Origin of the sequence: Streptomyces sp. NPDC006476 (assembly GCF_040612015.1) — a bacterium.
Lineage (GTDB): Bacteria > Actinomycetota > Actinomycetes > Streptomycetales > Streptomycetaceae > Streptomyces > Streptomyces griseorubiginosus_B.
Genome location: NZ_JBEXPK010000002.1, coordinates 18,732 through 35,023, shown reverse-complemented (window position 1 = coordinate 35,023; position 16,292 = coordinate 18,732). Strand labels below are relative to the sequence as shown.

Annotated in this window: 18 protein-coding genes; 11 read left to right on the top strand and 7 right to left on the bottom strand. The window is 70.3% G+C overall.

All coding sequences use genetic code 11. The annotated features are described in order from the left end of the window. Window positions 1–50 precede the first annotated feature (50 nt). Window positions 51–1,577, bottom strand: a complete 1,527-nt coding sequence (locus ABZZ74_RS02225; protein ID WP_356761155.1) for a S8 family serine peptidase — start codon at window positions 1,575–1,577, stop codon at window positions 51–53. Between the two features lie 255 nt (window positions 1,578–1,832). On the opposite strand from ABZZ74_RS02225, the gene ABZZ74_RS02220 reads away from it, so the two are divergent. The 3 genes from ABZZ74_RS02220 to moaA all read left to right on the top strand — a co-directional run bounded on the left by ABZZ74_RS02220 (window position 1,833) and on the right by moaA (window position 5,003). After that, window positions 1,833–2,189 (top strand): DUF485 domain-containing protein, encoded by a 357-nt coding sequence (locus ABZZ74_RS02220; RefSeq protein ID WP_133048245.1) that lies wholly within the window; start codon window positions 1,833–1,835, stop codon window positions 2,187–2,189. Beyond that, window positions 2,186–3,811 (top strand): cation acetate symporter, encoded by a 1,626-nt coding sequence (locus tag ABZZ74_RS02215; protein ID WP_356761153.1) that lies wholly within the window; start codon window positions 2,186–2,188, stop codon window positions 3,809–3,811. The genes ABZZ74_RS02220 and ABZZ74_RS02215 overlap by 4 nt, the downstream gene beginning before the upstream one ends. Before the next feature lie 202 nt (window positions 3,812–4,013). Further along, window positions 4,014–5,003 carry a GTP 3',8-cyclase MoaA gene (gene moaA / locus ABZZ74_RS02210; RefSeq protein WP_356761151.1) on the top strand — a complete coding sequence of 330 codons (990 nt, stop codon included), beginning with the start codon at window positions 4,014–4,016 and terminating at the stop codon, window positions 5,001–5,003. A gap of 7 nt (window positions 5,004–5,010) precedes the next feature. Here moaA and ABZZ74_RS02205 read toward each other — a convergent pair whose 3' ends face one another. Both ABZZ74_RS02205 and ABZZ74_RS02200 read right to left on the bottom strand, forming a co-directional pair. Then, window positions 5,011–5,232: a hypothetical protein gene (locus ABZZ74_RS02205; protein WP_133048247.1), complete on the bottom strand. Its 222-nt coding sequence runs from the start codon at window positions 5,230–5,232 to the stop codon at window positions 5,011–5,013. 213 nt (window positions 5,233–5,445) lie between these two features. Further along, window positions 5,446–5,844 carry a DUF3099 domain-containing protein gene (locus ABZZ74_RS02200; protein WP_356761692.1) on the bottom strand — a complete coding sequence of 133 codons (399 nt, stop codon included), beginning with the start codon at window positions 5,842–5,844 and terminating at the stop codon, window positions 5,446–5,448. 245 nt (window positions 5,845–6,089) lie between these two features. Here ABZZ74_RS02200 and ABZZ74_RS02195 point away from each other — a divergent pair, with 245 nt between their 5' ends. Further along, window positions 6,090–6,368, top strand: a complete 279-nt coding sequence (locus ABZZ74_RS02195) for a GlsB/YeaQ/YmgE family stress response membrane protein (RefSeq protein WP_356761149.1) — start codon at window positions 6,090–6,092, stop codon at window positions 6,366–6,368. Window positions 6,369–6,576: 208 nt separating this feature from the next. Here ABZZ74_RS02195 and tyrS read toward each other — a convergent pair whose 3' ends face one another. From tyrS to ABZZ74_RS02180, 3 genes are read right to left on the bottom strand one after another with little or no spacing between them, the layout of a single operon-like run. After that, window positions 6,577–7,845 (bottom strand): tyrosine--tRNA ligase, encoded by a 1,269-nt coding sequence (gene tyrS, locus ABZZ74_RS02190; RefSeq protein WP_208779544.1) that lies wholly within the window; start codon window positions 7,843–7,845, stop codon window positions 6,577–6,579. A gap of 56 nt (window positions 7,846–7,901) precedes the next feature. Continuing rightward, a complete protein-coding gene (locus ABZZ74_RS02185) occupies window positions 7,902–9,296 on the bottom strand; it encodes a metallopeptidase TldD-related protein (RefSeq protein WP_356761147.1) in 1,395 nt (464 codons plus the stop codon). Beyond that, on the bottom strand, window positions 9,293–10,816 hold the full coding sequence (locus ABZZ74_RS02180) for a TldD/PmbA family protein (RefSeq protein WP_356761145.1): 1,524 nt from the start codon (window positions 10,814–10,816) through the stop codon (window positions 9,293–9,295). Before ABZZ74_RS02180 ends, ABZZ74_RS02185 begins: the two co-directional genes overlap by 4 nt. Window positions 10,817–11,070: 254 nt before the next feature. On the opposite strand from ABZZ74_RS02180, the gene fabG reads away from it, so the two are divergent. The 3 genes from fabG to ABZZ74_RS02165 all read left to right on the top strand — a co-directional run bounded on the left by fabG (window position 11,071) and on the right by ABZZ74_RS02165 (window position 13,064). Next, window positions 11,071–11,775, top strand: a complete 705-nt coding sequence (gene fabG, locus ABZZ74_RS02175; RefSeq protein WP_133048253.1) for a 3-oxoacyl-[acyl-carrier-protein] reductase — start codon at window positions 11,071–11,073, stop codon at window positions 11,773–11,775. 5 nt (window positions 11,776–11,780) lie between these two features. Further along, window positions 11,781–12,548, top strand: a complete 768-nt coding sequence (gene fabI, locus ABZZ74_RS02170; protein WP_133048254.1) for an enoyl-ACP reductase FabI — start codon at window positions 11,781–11,783, stop codon at window positions 12,546–12,548. A gap of 174 nt (window positions 12,549–12,722) precedes the next feature. Next, the gene (locus ABZZ74_RS02165) at window positions 12,723–13,064 is read left to right on the top strand and encodes a hypothetical protein (protein WP_356761143.1); all 342 of its coding nucleotides are present in this window, start codon (window positions 12,723–12,725) and stop codon (window positions 13,062–13,064) included. Here ABZZ74_RS02165 and ABZZ74_RS02160 read toward each other — a convergent pair. Further along, window positions 13,045–13,734, bottom strand: a complete 690-nt coding sequence (locus ABZZ74_RS02160) for an FCD domain-containing protein (RefSeq protein WP_356761141.1) — start codon at window positions 13,732–13,734, stop codon at window positions 13,045–13,047. The genes ABZZ74_RS02165 and ABZZ74_RS02160 overlap by 20 nt on opposite strands. Window positions 13,735–13,804: 70 nt before the next feature. Here ABZZ74_RS02160 and ABZZ74_RS02155 point away from each other — a divergent pair, with 70 nt between their 5' ends. From ABZZ74_RS02155 to ABZZ74_RS02140, 4 genes are all read left to right on the top strand, one after another. Then, window positions 13,805–15,145: a CynX/NimT family MFS transporter gene (locus ABZZ74_RS02155; RefSeq protein ID WP_356761139.1), complete on the top strand. Its 1,341-nt coding sequence runs from the start codon at window positions 13,805–13,807 to the stop codon at window positions 15,143–15,145. Window positions 15,146–15,193: 48 nt separating this feature from the next. Beyond that, complete coding sequence (locus ABZZ74_RS02150) at window positions 15,194–15,310, top strand: SGM_5486 family transporter-associated protein (protein ID WP_356761137.1); 117 nt, start codon at window positions 15,194–15,196, stop codon at window positions 15,308–15,310. 174 nt (window positions 15,311–15,484) lie between these two features. After that, window positions 15,485–15,688 carry a hypothetical protein gene (locus ABZZ74_RS02145; protein WP_208779551.1) on the top strand — a complete coding sequence of 68 codons (204 nt, stop codon included), beginning with the start codon at window positions 15,485–15,487 and terminating at the stop codon, window positions 15,686–15,688. 76 nt (window positions 15,689–15,764) lie between these two features. After that, window positions 15,765–16,283: a histidine phosphatase family protein gene (locus tag ABZZ74_RS02140; RefSeq protein ID WP_356761135.1), complete on the top strand. Its 519-nt coding sequence runs from the start codon at window positions 15,765–15,767 to the stop codon at window positions 16,281–16,283. Window positions 16,284–16,292 lie beyond the last annotated feature (9 nt).

The window sequence follows — 16,292 nt, the reverse complement described above, 5'->3', positions numbered from 1 at the left end:
CAATCAATATGTGGACGGAGGGGATCCGTACCGCAAGGACCCCGGCCGGTCTACTTCACCGCGCGCAGGGCGCTCACGATGCCGAAGCCGTAGAAACCGTTGACGCGCTTGCCGCCCACACAGGTCGCGTCCACCACGCCGTCGCCGTTCCCGTCGTACGGGTCGGTCGGGCAGCCCGGGTTCACCGCCTGGGCCTTCAACAGCGCCTGCAACTGGGCCGGCGTCGCCCACGGGTGCGTCGACTTCAGCAGTGCGGCCACGGCCGCCACGTGCGGAGTCGCCATCGACGTGCCCTGGAGGTAGCCGTACTGGTTGTTGGGCAGCGTGGACAGGATGCGGCCGTTCTTCGACGGCGTGTCCGGGATCTGGTACTTGTCCCCGCCCGGCGCCGCGACGTCCACGACGCCGTAGCCGTAGCTGGAGTAGTACGACTTGGCCCCCTTGACCCCCGTCGCGCTGACCGTGACGACACCCGGCAGTTGGGTCGGCACGTCGAAGCACTCGTGCGGATCGACCGTACGGTTCACCGGCGTCGAGTCGTCCGGGCTGGAGGCGTCGACAAGGGCGTTCGAGTCGAGGTCGTCGTTGGAGTTGCCCGCCGCGGCGACATTGAGCGTGCCCTTGTGCTGGGCGTACAACTGGGCCCTGTTGACCGCGTCGACGATCGCGCGCTGATCGGGATCGTCCATGCAGTTGTACTGCCACGGATCAACGTAGTAGCTGTTGTTGGTTATCTCGACGCCGTGATCGGCGGCGAACACGAAGGCGCAGACGACGCTCTCCGGGAAGAACAGCTGGTTCGCGTCGGGCTGGGCCACCGTGATGCCGGCGACCTTCACACCGGGCGCGACGCCCGCGACACCGATGCCGTTGCGAGCGGCGGCGATCTCACCGGCCACATGCGTGCCGTGGTAGTGGTCGGCGTCCACCGGCCGCCAGGAGCCGTACGTGGTGTCCGCCTTGCCGCTCACGCAGTTCGCGGACTGCGAGGGCGAGAAGTTCGGCGCTATGTCGGGGTGGGTGTCGTCGACGCCGACGTCGATGACCGCGACGGTCACCTTCTTGCTGCCCGGGTCGATCGTGGCCGCCTTGTCGGCGCCGATCGCCCTGAGGTCCCACTGGTCGGCCTCGAGGGGCTCCTCACCCGTCGTGGCGCCCTTCGCGAGCTTCGCCGACTCGGCCTTGGAGAGGTACTGCACCGCGCCCTCGTCCGTCGTCCCCGCCGCCTGCACCGGCGAGGTCCGCGAGGCGCCGGCGGACTGCACGCCGCGTACCTTGCGTATCTTCTTCGCGAAGTCGAGGTCGGTCGAGTGGACGACTATCACACCGATCCTGTCGTACGACACCACGACGGAACCGCCGGCCGCCTTGATCGCCGTCTTGACCGACTTGATCGTGTAAGGGTCCGTCTTCGTGTTGACGAGGTAGGCGTAGATGTCCGCGGCGGCGGCCTGGGAGGCGGACTCCGCGCGCGGGGCGGCCTGCGCGGCCGCGGGGAGGAAGCCGAGCGAGGCGGTCAGCGACAGCGCGACCGGCACCGCGAGGGCGAGCCGGCGTCTGGAACGCAGATGAGCCATGGGGTCTCCACATCATCCGGATACGAGAACCGCCCGAGACACAGGTGGTGGTGCTCGGGCAGGTACATGACGGGCGGTCCAGGGCGAAAACTATCCTCCGAAGTCCCTGGTCAGCAATGAGTTCCCCAACGTCAGTTCGGAAAGAGGTCAAGGACGTTGAACCTGTCCTTGCGTGGCGCCGTGACCTTGGACAGGGAACGCGAGGACACTCGCCCCGACCCCGTCCCGCCCGCATCCGCAACGCGAGGAGACTCCGTGGCCACCGAGACACCGCCCCCCTCGAATACCCAGGCCCAACTCCCCTCCACCGAGGAGTTCGTGACGGTGCAGGAGAGCGCGGAGTTCGGTGAACTGCGCCGCTCCCACCGCTCGTTCGCCTTCCCGCTCACCATCGGCTTCATCGCCTGGTACCTGCTGTACGTCCTGCTGTCGAACTACGCGGACGATTTCATGGGCACCCAGGTGGTCGGCAACATCAACGTGGCCCTCGTCCTGGGCCTCGCCCAGTTCCTGACCACGTTCCTGATCGCCTGGTGGTACTCACGGCACGCCGCCGCCCAGCTCGACCCCAAGGCCGAGGCCATCAAGACCCGGATGGAGGGCGGCGCATGAGCCCCGCGCAGCACACCCTGCTCGCCGCGGGCGAGGCGAGCCAGCACCGCCCGCTGATCATCACCCTGTTCTCGGTGTTCGTCGCCGCGACCCTCGTCATCACCGTCTGGGCCGGCCGCCAGACCAAGGACGCCGCCGACTTCTACGCCGGCGGACGCCAGTTCACCGGCTTCCAGAACGGCCTCGCCGTCTCCGGCGACTACATGTCCGCCGCGTCCTTCCTCGGCATCGCCGGCGCCATCGCCCTCTTCGGCTACGACGGCTTCCTGTACTCCATCGGCTTCCTGGTCGCCTGGCTGGTCGCCCTGCTCCTGGTCGCCGAACCGCTGCGCAACTCCGGCCGCTACACCATGGGCGACGTCCTCGCCTACCGCATGCGCCAGCGCCCGGTGCGCACGGCGGCCGGTACGTCCACCATCGTCGTCTCGATCTTCTACCTGCTGGCCCAGATGGCGGGAGCGGGCGTCCTGGTCTCCCTGCTGCTCGGCATCACCAGCGACGGCGGCAAGATCGGCATCGTCGCCCTGGTCGGCGTCCTGATGATCGTGTACGTCACCATCGGCGGCATGAAGGGCACCACCTGGGTGCAGATGGTCAAGGCGGTCCTGCTGATCGCGGGCGCGCTGCTGCTGACCTTCCTGGTGCTGCTGAAGTTCCACTTCAACGTCTCGGACCTGCTCGGCTCCGCCGCCGACAACAGCGGCAAGGGCGCCGCCTTCCTGGAGCCCGGCCTGAAGTACGGCGCCACGGGCACGACCAAGCTGGACTTCATCTCCCTCGGCATCGCCCTGGTCCTGGGCACCGCCGGCCTGCCGCACATCCTGATCCGCTTCTACACGGTGCCGACCGCCAAGGCCGCCCGTAAGTCCGTGATCTGGGCGATCGGCCTGATCGGCGCCTTCTACCTGATGACCCTCGCCCTCGGCTTCGGCGCCGCCGCGCTGATCAAGCCCGACGAGATCATCGCCTCCAACAAGGCGGGCAACACGGCCGCACCCCTGCTCGCCCTGCACCTCGGGGGCGTGGACTCCAACTGGGGCGCGATCCTGCTCGCCACCATCTCCGCGGTCGCCTTCGCCACGATCCTCGCGGTCGTCGCGGGCCTGACCCTGGCCTCGTCCTCCTCCTTCGCGCACGACATCTACGCCAACGTCATCAGGAAGGGCCAGGCCACCGAGAAGCAGGAGATCGGCGCCGCCCGCTGGGCGACCGTCGGCATCGGCGCGGTCTCCATCGTCCTGGGCGCCCTCGCCCGCGACCTGAACGTGGCCGGCCTGGTCGCCCTCGCCTTCGCGGTCGCCGCCTCGGCCAACCTCCCCACGATCCTCTACAGCCTCTTCTGGAAGCGATTCACCACCTCCGGAGCCCTGTGGTCGATCTACGGCGGCCTGGTCACCGCGGTCGGCCTGGTGCTGTTCTCACCGGTCGTCTCGGGCAAGCCGACGTCGATGTTCCCGGACGTCGACTTCCACTGGTTCCCGCTGGAGAACCCCGGCATCATCTCGATCCCGGTCGGCTTCCTACTCGGCGTCCTCGGTACCTACCTCTCCAAGGAGGAGCCGGACGCCGGCAAGTACGCCGAACTGGAGGTCCGGTCCCTCACCGGCACCGGAGCCCACTGAGAACCCCCGCACCCCTCGCACCACCCCCTCGCAGCGGCCGCGTCGTAGATCCCTACGACGCGGCCGCGCCGCACCTCGTGGGATCGGGCCGCTGTCGTTGTCAGTCGTGTCACGTAGGCTCGCAAGTGACAGAAAAAATTCACGGGCGCTGATCCGCCCGCGGATCCGCCCGCACTGAACCGCTACGAGGGAGGGGGCCCACGTGCTCATCGACACCTACGGCCGAGTGGCCACCGACCTGAGGGTCTCGCTGACCGACCGGTGCAACCTCCGCTGTACGTACTGCATGCCCGAGGAGGGCCTGCAGTGGCTGGCCAAGCCCGACCTGCTCACCGACGACGAGATCGTCCGTCTGATCGACATCGCGGTCACCTCACTGGGCATCGAGGAGGTCCGCTTCACCGGCGGCGAGCCCCTGCTGCGCCCCGGCCTGGTCGGCATCGTGGAGCGCGTCGCCCGGCTGGATCCCCGACCCCAGATGTCCCTCACCACCAACGGCATCGGCCTGAGGCGCACCGCGACGGCCCTGAAGGCGGCCGGCCTGGACCGGGTCAACGTCTCCCTCGACACCCTGCGCCCGGACGTCTTCAAGACCCTCACCCGCCGCAACCGTCACCAGGACGTCCTCGACGGCCTCGAAGCCGCCCGCGAGGCCGGACTGACCCCGGTGAAGGTCAACTCTGTCCTGATGCCCGGCCTGAACGACGACGAGGCCCCGGACCTGCTGGCCTGGGCCGTCGCGCACGACTACGAACTGCGCTTCATCGAGCAGATGCCCCTGGACGCCCAGCACGGCTGGAAGCGCGAGGGCATGGTCACGGCGGGCGACATCCTGGCCTCCCTGCGGACCCGATTCGACCTCACCCCCGAAGGCGCGGACGAGCGCGGCTCGGCCCCCGCCGAGCGCTGGCTGGTCGACGGCGGCCCGCACCGGGTGGGCGTCATCGCCTCCGTCACCCGCCCCTTCTGCGCGGCCTGCGACCGCACCCGCCTCACCGCCGACGGCCAGATACGCACCTGCCTGTTCGCCCGGGAGGAGACCGACCTGCGAGCCGCCCTGCGCGACGGATCCCCGGACGAGGAGATCGCCCGCATCTGGCGCCTGGCGATGTGGGGCAAGAAGGCGGGCGCCGGCCTGGACGACCCGTCCTTCGTCCAGCCGGACAGGCCGATGTCGGCGATCGGCGGCTGATCGGCGGCTAGGCCCCGGCTGCCGCTTCCCACTCCGAGAGCGGCACGACGTCCTTCAGGAACCCCCGCACCCCGAGGAACTGCGACAGATGCTCCCGGTGCTCCTCACAGGCGAGCCAGGTCTTGCGCCGCTCCGGCGTGTGGATCTTCGGATTGTTCCACGCCAGCACCCACACGGCGTCGACACGGCAGCCCTTGGCGGAGCAGATGGGGGTGGTCTCGTCACTCACAGATTCGTCTCACAACCGCTGCACAAAAGGCGACGCCGAGCAGCCACGGGGGGAGCTGCCCGGCGTCGGTCCGTCGCTCCGACGGGGGATGCGGAGCGCCTACGAAGTATGTCACGGGTAACCCGTCGCCCGGCACTGGAACAACATGATTGATCTGAGCTTTTCTTGAGCTTGGCGCGTAGTCGCCTTCCGCTTACGACACCTGCGCGCCGCTCAGGCCCGGTCGCGCGGCTCGCTTCGTACGCCAGGTCCGGGCTCCGTCGCGACATCTTCCGGGTCGGGTTCCGTGAAACCGTCATTCGTCCGCGACGGTGTGATCATCGGACGCATCGGCACGGTCACGAACGTCGTCGGAAGCGACGGCGCGTTCTCCCGCCCCGCGTTCGCGATCACCACCGCGATATAGGGCAGCACCGCTCCCAGTACCAACGCCACGATCGCGACAGGCCGTTCGACGTTCCACAGCGAGGCCGCGAGAATCACCGCCACCGTACGGATCGACATCGAGATCACATACCGCCGCTGCCGGCCGCGCACGTCCTCTTCGAGCCCCGTCCGGGCCCCGGTGATCCGGAACACCTGGCCGTTGCCACCGCCATGCTGCTTCCGCATCACATTCCACCATCCGCCCGCATCGGCCCCGCACCGCCCCGTGCCCGGTCCGACCCCGGTCGGGGGACGAGGTCCGGACCACTCCAACGTTACGCCGCGCCTGCGTCGCCTACGAGACCGGGTCACCTCCCGCCAGGGCGAACGGCATCGGCCGTAGCGCGTACGGCGGCACCCGACATGCGCCGTACGGCGTACGGGCGAAGACTGGCCCCAGTGCTCACCTCGAGCCGTACAAGGAGGCAGTCATGGGCTGGTTGTGGGCGATCATCGTGGGATTCGTGCTGGGCCTGATCGCCAAGGCGATCATCCCCGGCAAGCAGCACAGTCCTCTCTGGCTGACCACCATCTGCGGCATGCTCGGCGCGATCGTCGGCAACGCGATCGCACGCGCCGTCGGGGTGGAGTCGACCCCCGGCATCGACTGGAGCCGCCACGCCTTCCAGCTCGTGGCCGCGATCATCATCGTCTTCGTGGTCGACATGCTGTACATGGCGACGCTGGGCAAGCGCAAACAGAGGGCCTGACGGAGACCAGGGCCGGGCTCCACGCACCGCACGGGAGCCCGGCCCTTCATCCGTCGACGGAGGCGGACCTGGTGAGGTCCGCTGCGGTTCGGTAGCGCCCCGCAGGGCCGCGAGGCCGTGTCGACATGCGGCCGCGCCGCGGGGCGGGACCAGCCACGACGGGGCCGCGGACGACCGACGGCACATCCCGGCGCTTCCAGCGGAGCGTTCAGGCGGGCGTGACCTCGACCGCCGCCAAGTTCTTCTTGCCCCGGCGCAGCACCAGCCACCGCCCGTGCAGCAGGTCCTCCTTGGCCGCGGCGGCGTCCTCGGAGGCGACCTTGACGTTGTTCACGTAGGCCCCGCCCTCCTTCACCGTCCGCCGCGCGGCCGACTTGCTGGCCACCAGACCGACCTCGGCGAACAGGTCCACGACCGGGCCGAGCTCGGCGACCTTGATGTGCGGCACCTCGGACAGCGCCGCTGACAGCGTCCGCTCGTCCAGCTCCGCCAGCTCACCCTGACCGAACAGCGCCTTCGACGCGGCGATCACCGCGGCCGTCTGCTCGGCGCCGTGCACCAGCGTCGTCAGCTCCTCCGCCAGCGCCCGCTGAGCGGCCCGCGCCTGCGGCCGCTCCTCGGTCTGCTTCTCCAGCTCCTCGATCTCCGCACGGGACCGGAAGCTGAAGATGCGCAGGAACTTGGAGACGTCCCGGTCGTCCGCGTTCAGCCAGAACTGGTAGAAGGCGTACGGCGTGGTCATCTCGGCATCCAGCCAGACCGTGCCGGACTCGGTCTTGCCGAACTTGGTGCCGTCGGCCTTGGTGATCAGCGGCGTGCCCAGCGCGTGCACCACGGCGTCGGGCTCGACCTTGTGGATCAGGTCCGTGCCCGACGTGAGGTTGCCCCACTGGTCGCTGCCGCCGGTCTGCAGCGTGCAGCCGTACCGCCGGTACAGCTCCAGGAAGTCCATGCCCTGCAGGATCTGGTAGCTGAACTCGGTGTAGCTGATGCCCTCCTGGGACTCCAGACGCCGGGCGACGGCCTCCTTGGCGATCATCTTGTTCACGCGGAAGTGCTTGCCCACGTCCCGCAGGAACTCGATGGCCGACATCCCCTGGGTCCAGTCCAGGTTGTTGACCATGACCGCGGCGTTCGGCCCGTCGAAGTCCAGCAGCGGGGCGATCTGCGCGCGCAGCCGCTCCACCCAACCCGCGACGACCTCGGGCGAGTTCAGCGTGCGCTCGGCGTTGGGCTTCGGGTCGCCGATCAGACCGGTGGCCCCCCCGACCAGGCCCAGCGGACGGTTGCCCGCGTCCTGGATCCGGCGCATCGTCAGGATCTGCACGAGGTTGCCGAGGTGCAGGCTGGGCGCGGTCGGGTCGAAGCCGCAATAGAACGTGACGGGACCGTCCGCGAACGCCTTGCGCAATGCGTCCTCGTCAGTGGAGAGGGCGATCAGCCCGCGCCACTTCAGTTCGTCGACGATGTCCGTCACGGTTCTCGTATCTCCTTGATGATCTTCGGGCGGTCGCGCGACCACCGGCTACGAGGTTATACGCCCTGACTGACAGAGCTCATATTGAAGTCGGGCACCCGCAGCGCGGGCATCGCAGCCCTAGTGAACCAGTCGCTCCACTCCCGCGGCAGCGTCTTTTCCGTGCGCCCGGCCTCGGTGGCCCGGCCCAGCAGGTCGACCGGGGACTCGTTGAACCGGAAGTTGTTGACCTCGCCGGTCACCTCGCCGTTCTCGACCAGGTAGACGCCGTCCCGGGTCAGGCCGGTGAGCAGCAGGGTGGCCGGGTCGACCTCGCGGATGTACCAGAGGCAGGTCAGCAGCAGCCCGCGTCCGGTGCCGGCGACCATCTCCTCCAGCGAGCGGTCCTCGCCGCCGGTCAGGATGAGATTCTCGATGGCGGGAGCCACCGGCAGCCCGGTCAGGCCCGCGCTGTGCCGGGTGGTCGTGAGGTGCCGCAGCTCGCCCTCCCGAACCCACTCGGTGGCCGTGAGCGGAAGCCCGTTGTCGAACACCGACTGGTCGCCCCCGGAGGAGTGCGCGATCACGAAGGGCGCCGACTCCAGTCCCGGCTCGTTCGGGTCGCTGCGCAGGGTCAGCGGCAGCTCGGTCAGCCGGTCGCCCACGCGCGTGCCGCCGCCCGGCCTGGAGAACACCGTGCGCCCCTCGACCGCGTCCCGGCCGGACGCCGACCACAGCTGGTAGATCAGCAGGTCGGCCACCGCGGTCGGCGGCAGCAGCGTCTCGTACCGCCCGGCCGGCAGCTCGACGCGCCGCTCCGCCCAGCCGAGGCGGACGGCGAGCTCGGCGTCCAGCGCCGCCGGGTCGACGTCCTTGAAGTCCCGCGTCGAGCGGCCCGCCCACGCCGAGCGCGTACGGTCCGGCGACTTGGCGTTCAGCTCCAGGGTGCCGTTGGGCTGGTCGTGACGCAGGCGCAGCCCCGTCGACGTACCGACGTAGCTCGTCACCAGCTCGTGGTTGGCGAAGCCGTACAGCTCGCGCCCGCCGGCACGCGCGCGTGCGAAGGCCTCGCCCAGCGCGGGCGCGAAGTCGGCGAAGACGGCGGAGGTGGTCTCCGCGGGCGCGTCCGTGAAATCCGGGGATGCGGGCACGCCCGTCACCAGCGGCTGCGCGTCCTCGGCGGGCCCCGCGCTGCGGGCGGCGGCCTCGGCGGCCCGCACCAGGGCCTCCAGCTCGTCCACGGTCACCGCCGAGCGGGAGACCACACCGGAGGCGGTGCCCTCCTTGCCGTCGACGGTCGCGACGACCGTGAGCGTACGGCCGCGGGTCACGCCGTTGGTGGTGAGCGCGTTGCCCGCCCAGCGCAGGTTGGCGGTGGAGTGCTCGTCGGCGATGACGACACAGCCGTCGGCGGTGGACAGCTCCAGCGCCCGCTCGACGATCTCGTGGGGCTTGTGGGTGCGGGCGCTCATCGACCGGCCTCCTGCGTCGTGTTGAGGATGTTGACGCCCTTGAAGAGCGCGGAGGGGCAGCCGTGCGAGACGGCGGCGACCTGGCCCGGCTGGGCCTTGCCGCAGTTGAAGGCGCCCCCGAGGACGTACGTCTGCGGTCCGCCCACCGCGGCCATGGAGCCCCAGAAGTCGGTGGTCGTCGCCTGGTAGGCCACGTCCCGCAGCTGCCCGGTGACCCGCCCGTTCTCGATCTTGAAGAACCGCTGGCCGGTGAACTGGAAGTTGTAGCGCTGCATGTCGATCGACCACGACCGGTCCCCGACGACGTAGATCCCGCGGTCCACGCTGCCGATCAGATCGTCCGTCGACATCCCCGCCGGATCCGGCCGCAGCGACACGTTGGCCATGCGCTGCACCGGCACATGGCCGGGGGAGTCCGCGAAGGCGCAGCCGTTCGACCGCTCGAAGCCGGTCAGCCTGGCGATGCGCCGGTCCAGCTGGTAGCCGACGAGCCGGCCGTCCTTCACCAGGTCCCAGGACTGGCCCTCGACGCCCTCGTCGTCGTACCCGATGGTCGCGAGTCCGTGCTCGGCGGTGCGGTCGCCGGTGACGTTCATCAGCTCGGAGCCGTACCTGAGCTTGCCGAGCTGGTCGAAGGTGGCGAAGGAGGTGCCGGCGTAGGCGGCCTCGTAGCCGAGCGCGCGGTCCAGCTCGGTGGCGTGGCCGATGGACTCGTGGATGGTCAGCCACAGGTTGGACGGGTCGACGACCAGGTCGTACAGACCCGCCTCGACGCTCGGCGCCCGCATCTTCTCGGCGAGCAGCTCCGGGATCTGCTCCAGCTCGCTCTCCCAGTCCCAGCCGGTGCCCGTGAGGTACTCCCAGCCGCGTCCGACCGGCGGCGCGATCGTCCGCATCGAGTCGAACTCGCCGCTGGACTCGTCGACCGACACGGCCGTCAGCGACGGATGCAGCCGCACCCGCTGCTGGGTGGTCACGGTCCCCGCGGTGTCGGCGTAGAACTTGTTCTCGTGCACGGTCAGCAGCGAGGCGTCGACATGGTTGACGCCGTTCGCCGCCAGCAGCCGCGAACTCCAGTCGGCCAGCAGCGCCGCCTTCTCCTCGTCCGGCACGGTGAACGGGTCGATCTCGTACGACGAGATCCACGTCCGCTCGGCGTGCACGGGCTCGTCCGCCAGCTCCACGCGCTCGTCCGAGCCGGCCGCCCTGATCACCTGGGCGGACAGCTTGGCCATCGCCACCGCCTGCGAGGCGACCTTGGCCGCCGCGTCGAGCGTCAGATCCACCCCGGACGCGAAGCCCCAGGTGCCCCCGTGCACGACCCGTACCGCGTACCCCAGGTCGGTGGTGTCCGACGAACCGGCGAGCTTGGCGTCCCGCAGCCGCCAGGAGGCGCTGCGCACCCGCTCGAACCGGAAGTCGGCGTGCTCGGCGCCCAGCGCACGCGCGCGTGCCAGCGCCGCGTCGGCGAGGGCGCGCAGGGGTAGGGCCGTGAAGGCTTCGTCGATGGTATGAGGCACCGAGGTCTCTCCTTGACTGTCGTGACCTGACCGGACCGGCGGTTGCCCCGATCATGTCGCGCCGGCGGGCCCGCCGACCACAGGTTTCGGGCCGCTGTCGGGACGATTCTGTAGAGACCCGACAGTGAGTCCCGTACGCCACTGTCGGTGCCCGAATGTCCTCAGGCGCGACCGGCCCGATAGGTTTTCGACTGAAGCCGCCTGTCACCAGGTGTTGGGCGGGTGTGTCAGACCCCTATCGAAAGGGTGATCCGTTGAGCCGCTCGGTTCTCGTCACCGGAGGCAACCGGGGCATCGGCCTCGCCATCGCCCGCGCGTTCGCCGACGCCGGCGACAAGGTCGCGATCACATACCGCTCCGGGGAGCCGCCGGCCGGCTTCCTGGCCGTCAAGTGCGACATCACCGACACCGAGCAGGTGGAGCAGGCCTACAAGGAGATCGAGGCCCAGCACGGTCCGGTCGAGGTCCTCATCGCCAACGCCGGCGTCACCAAGGACCAGCTCCTGATGCGTATGTCCGAGGAGGACTTCACGTCCGTCCTCGACACCAACCTCACGGGCACCTTCCGCGTGGTCAAGCGCGCCAACCGCGGCATGCTGCGCGCCAAGAAGGGCCGGGTCGTCCTCATCTCGTCGGTCGTCGGGCTCCTCGGCTCGGCCGGCCAGGCCAACTACGCCGCCTCCAAGGCCGCCCTGGTCGGCTTCGCGCGTTCCCTCGCCCGTGAGCTGGGCTCGCGCAACATCACCTTCAACGTCGTCGCGCCCGGTTTCGTCGACACCGACATGACCAAGGTGCTCACCGACGAGCAGCGCGCGGGCATCGTGGCCCAGGTGCCGCTCGGCCGCTACGCGCAGCCCGAGGAGGTCGCCGCGACGGTGCGGTTCCTCGCCTCGGACGACGCCTCGTACATCACTGGAGCCGTCATCCCCGTTGACGGCGGACTGGGAATGGGTCACTGAACACCATGAGCGGAATTCTCGAGGGCAAGCGCGTCCTGATCACCGGTGTGCTGATGGAGTCCTCCATCGCCTTCCACACCGCCAAGCTGGCCCAGGAGCAGGGCGCCGAGATCATCCTGACCGCGTTCCCGCGGCCCACGCTGACCGAGCGCATCGCCAAGAAGCTCCCCAAGCCCACCAAAGTCATCGAGCTCGACGTCACCAACGACGAGCACCTGGCCCGGCTGGCCGACCTGGTCGGCGAGGAGCTCGGCGGGCTCGACGGCGTCGTGCACTCCATCGGCTTCGCACCGCAGGACGCGCTCGGCGGCAACTTCCTGAACACGCCGTTCGAGTCGGTGGCCACGGCCATGCACGTCTCGGCGTACTCCCTGAAGTCGCTGACCATGGCCTGCCTGCCGCTGATGCAGAACGGCGGCTCCGTCGTCGGCCTCACCTTCGACGCGTCCTTCGCCTGGCCGCAGTACGACTGGATGGGCCCGGCCAAGGCCGCCCTGGAGGCCACCAGCCGCTACCTCGCGCGCGACCTGGGCAAGCAGAACATCCGCTGCAACCTCATCTCCGCGGGCCCGATCGGCTCCATGGCCGCCAAGTCCATCCCGGGCTTCGGCGAGCTGGCCTCCGTCTGGGACAGCCGCTCCCCGCTGGAGTGGGACCTCAAGGACCCGGAGCCGGCCGGAAAGGGCGTCGTCGCCCTGCTGAGCGACTGGTTCCCGAAGACCACGGGCGAGATCGTCCACGTCGACGGCGGTCTGCACGCCATCGGAGCCTGACGCCGCCGCTGGGCCGAGCCGGGAGAACGAGGGCCCGCGTCCTACGGGACGTGGGCCCTCGCGTGTCACTCGTCCGGGCTAGCCGGCCGGGCGGACCTGGCGGGCAACCGCGCACGCTGGATGAAGCGTTCACCACACGCTCCCCCTCCCGAGCACGGCCGAGGAGGTCCCCTTGTGCGCCTGTCCCGCAGCCTGGCCTCAGCGACCGCAGCCGTCGTCCTCGTCCTGTGCCTGCCCTACGAGGCGGTGCCCCACGCGCGCGTGAAGCGCCCCGCCCCGGCGGAGCCCTTCGGGGCCGAGTGCCGTACCAAGGTCACCGGGTCCCATGTGACCGCGTACTGCCACAACCCCTATCCGCAGACCGACGGCGTCAGCCTGCACGTGGAGTGCGAGCGGTGGTGGGACCTCGACACCGACAGTGCGACCGTCGACGCCGGGCCCGCCATGACCGTACGGCTCACCGGGCGCTGCTGGGAGGAGGTCCGCTCGGCGTGGATCACCCACCAGAAGCGGTGAACCGCCCAGGACGGCACAGGAACGGATAGCTGGCGGCCGCCGCGCCGGCCTCCTCCGCGTCACCTGCGCGGATTGCGTCGACCAGCCGCGTGTGCTCCATGTACGACTCCGGGGTCAGCGCGCCGCCCACGTCCTCACGCAGCCAGTCCCGCAGCACCTCGCCCAGGTCGGCGTACATCGCGGTCATGACGTCGTTGTGGGAGGCGGAGACCACCGCGAGGTGGAAGGTGGCGTCGGCCGTCACGAACGCCTCCGCGTCACCCGACTCCCAGGCCTCCTCGCGGCGCACCAGCAGCGCGTCGAGCTGCTTGAGGTCCTTCTCCGTGCGCCGCTCGGCCGCCAGCCGCGCCGCGGCCGACTCCAGCGTGGAGCGCAGCTCGGCGATGTGCCGGGGGTCGGCGTCGGCGAAGCGGCGGTGCATCACACCGGCCAGCTCGCTGGTCGCCACCACATAGGTGCCCGAGCCCTGGCGGATGTCCAGCAGACCGTTGTGGGCGAGCGCGCGGACGGCCTCGCGGACGGTGTTGCGGGCCACCCCGAGCTGCTCGACCAGCTCGGGCTCGGTCGGGATGCGGGAGCCGACCGGCCACTCGCCCGAGGTGATCTGGTTGCGCAGCGCGGCGATGACCTGCTCGGACAGGGCGGAACGGCGGGGATGGCTCAGGGGCATGGCACACCTTCGCACGAGGTGGCCGGGTGCGGCCGACCAAGGGATGGACAGCGGGTCATCCTATGATTCTATGATAGGCGGCATGCAGAGCGAGGAAACAACGACGATGACGTCCGAAACCGCGCGCAGCTCGGTCGGCCAGGCCCTCGGGCGGCCCGCCACGCGCGCGTGGACGATGCGCGTGCTGGTCATCGGCATCGTCCTGTCGGCGCTCAACCTCCGCCCCGCCATCACCAGCCTCGGCGCGCTCCTGGAAGAGGTCCGCGACGGGCTCGGCATGAGCGGCAGCCTGGCCGGACTCCTCACCTCCGTGCCCCCGCTCTGTTTCGCTGTCTTCGGTGTCACGGCCCCGCGCCTCGCCCGCCGGTTCGGCCCGGGCGCGGTCGTCTGCGCGGGCATGGTGGCCATCACCGCGGGTCTGCTGATACGGCCGTACGCGGGCGGTACGGCGGGCTTCCTGGCCGCCAGCGCGCTCGCCCTCATGGGCATCGCCGTCAGCAACGTCCTGATGCCGGTCATCGTCAAGCGCTGGTTCCCGGACCGCGTCGGCTCCATGACCGGCCTGTACTCCATGGCCCTCGCCGCGGGCACCTCGGTCGCGGCGGCGGTGACGGTGCCCATGACGGACGCCCTGGGAGGCAGCTGGCAGACCGGGCTCGCGGTGTGGGCGGGGCTCGCGGCGACGGCCGTACTGCCGTGGATCCCGTTCGTACAAGACCGGGGCGCGCCGCCTGCCGCCCCGGCACGGCAGCACGCGCGCGTGGAGGCGCCCACCCGGGGCCGGGCCTCCGCCGACGCCCACGCGCGCGTGCAGGCGCCCGCGCTGCGGATCACCCGCAGCCGTACCGCCTGGGCGCTGGCCGTCTTCTTCGGGCTGCAGGCCACCGCCGCCTACATCACGATGGGCTGGATGGCGCAGATCTTCCGGGACGCCGGGGTGCCCGCGAGCACGGCCGGACTGCTGCTCGCTGTCACGATGGTGATGGGCGTGCCGCTGGCCTTCGTCATCCCGCGCGTGGCCACCAGGCTGCCCCACCAGGGCCCGATCGTGCTGGCACTGGGCGCCTGCGGCCTCGTCGGCTACGCGGGCCTGTACCTCGCACCCGCCGGCGGCGCCTGGGCCTGGGCCGTGCTGCTCGGCGTCTCCAACTGCGCCTTCCCGCTCGCCCTGACGATGGTCGGCATGCGGGCGCGGACCGGTGCCGGCGTCGCCCAGCTGTCGGCCTTCGCGCAGAGCACCGGTTACCTCATCTCCATCCCCGGCCCCCTGCTGGTCGGCGTCCTCTACCAGCACAGCGGCGGCTGGGGGCTGCCGATCGCCCTCATGGCCGCGCTGATGGTCCCGCAGATGGTGGTCGGCGTCCTGGCGGGCCGCGACCGCACGGTGGAGGACGAGGCAGCCGCCCGCTGAGCTCACCCCGGCGGATCCGGCGCGGACGGGGGGTGCGAGACTGGCCGTATGCCAGTGCTCGAGCCGGACCCCCCGAACGGCCAGAAGAAGATGCTGATCGTCTTCGGCTCGTTCTTCGCCATCTTCGTGATCATCGCCATCGTCGCGACGATCGTCTCGCCGTGATCTCCGCCCCCTTCGGTGGTGGGGCTAGCCCCACCGTCCCCTAGGGGGTGGGTGTCAGGGTCAAGTGGGTGGATCTCCGGATGGGTTGAGGGGTCCCGAGTCCGTACCTTCGAAGAGTGGCCGCGGACGGCGGCCACCGACCGCTCGAAGACCACGGCTACCACGGAGGCACCCATGTCGGCCCCTACGCACACCCGGCCCCTCCCGGCGAGCACGGGCGGCATCGACATCCGGCTGCCCTGGTGGGCCCTCGCCCTGCCCGCGCTCGCCTTCGTCGTCCTCCTGGCCCTCATGCTGAACCCCAGCGACGCACAGGCGGCCGGCGACCCGGTGATCACCCACCTCTTCGAGCGGGCGCAGCAGCTCATGGCCCGCTGAGCACCCGCCGAGTACGCGTCGAGCCGCCGGTCAACTACCTGCGCCCCATGGCCTGTTTCGTGCGAAGCTGGGTGGCATGAGCGTCGCTGAACTCCGCAGGATCGTCCTCTTCCGCCATGCGAAAGCCGACTGGCCACAGGTGACCGACCATGAGCGCCCCCTCGCCGAGCGGGGCCGATTGGACGCCGCGGCCGCCGGACGCAGGCTGGCCGACACCGGCATCCCCTTCGATCTGGCCCTGTGTTCCACCGCGACCCGCACCCGGGAGACCTGGAAGCTCGCGGTCCACGAGTTCCCGCACCGGCCGAAAACCGTCTATGAGGAGCGGATCTACGAGGCCTCGCCCGGTGAGCTGATCGCCCTGCTGAACGAGACCCCGGACGACGCGCAGAACGTCATCCTGATCGGCCACAACCCGGCTGTGCACGGCCTCGCCGACATCCTGGCCGGCTCGGGCGAGGGCGACGCCCGCGAGCGGATGAACCGCCGCGGCTTCCCGGCCGCCGGTTTCGCCGTCCTGTCCTTCGACGGCTCCTGGAAGGGCCTGGAGCCCGCCACGGCCACCCTCATCGACTACTGGGCACCGACCGAGTAGCCCGCCGTA

Excerpts from the sequence above, each read along its gene's own strand:
- ABZZ74_RS02225 (WP_356761155.1), bottom strand. The coding sequence starts at position 1,577 with ATGGCTCATCTGCGTTCCAGACGCCGGCTCGCCCTCGCGGTGCCGGTC.
- ABZZ74_RS02215 (WP_356761153.1), top strand. The coding sequence starts at position 2,186 with ATGAGCCCCGCGCAGCACACCCTGCTCGCCGCGGGCGAGGCGAGCCAG.
- ABZZ74_RS02200 (WP_356761692.1), bottom strand. The coding sequence starts at position 5,844 with ATGCGGAAGCAGCATGGCGGTGGCAACGGCCAGGTGTTCCGGATCACC.
- ABZZ74_RS02195 (WP_356761149.1), top strand. The coding sequence starts at position 6,090 with ATGGGCTGGTTGTGGGCGATCATCGTGGGATTCGTGCTGGGCCTGATC.
- ABZZ74_RS02185 (WP_356761147.1), bottom strand. The coding sequence starts at position 9,296 with ATGAGCGCCCGCACCCACAAGCCCCACGAGATCGTCGAGCGGGCGCTG.
- fabI (WP_133048254.1), top strand. The coding sequence starts at position 11,781 with ATGAGCGGAATTCTCGAGGGCAAGCGCGTCCTGATCACCGGTGTGCTG.
- ABZZ74_RS02160 (WP_356761141.1), bottom strand. The coding sequence starts at position 13,734 with ATGCCCCTGAGCCATCCCCGCCGTTCCGCCCTGTCCGAGCAGGTCATC.
- ABZZ74_RS02155 (WP_356761139.1), top strand. The coding sequence starts at position 13,805 with ATGATAGGCGGCATGCAGAGCGAGGAAACAACGACGATGACGTCCGAA.
- ABZZ74_RS02150 (WP_356761137.1), top strand. The coding sequence starts at position 15,194 with ATGCCAGTGCTCGAGCCGGACCCCCCGAACGGCCAGAAGAAGATGCTG.
- ABZZ74_RS02145 (WP_208779551.1), top strand. The coding sequence starts at position 15,485 with ATGTCGGCCCCTACGCACACCCGGCCCCTCCCGGCGAGCACGGGCGGC.
- ABZZ74_RS02140 (WP_356761135.1), top strand. The coding sequence starts at position 15,765 with ATGAGCGTCGCTGAACTCCGCAGGATCGTCCTCTTCCGCCATGCGAAA.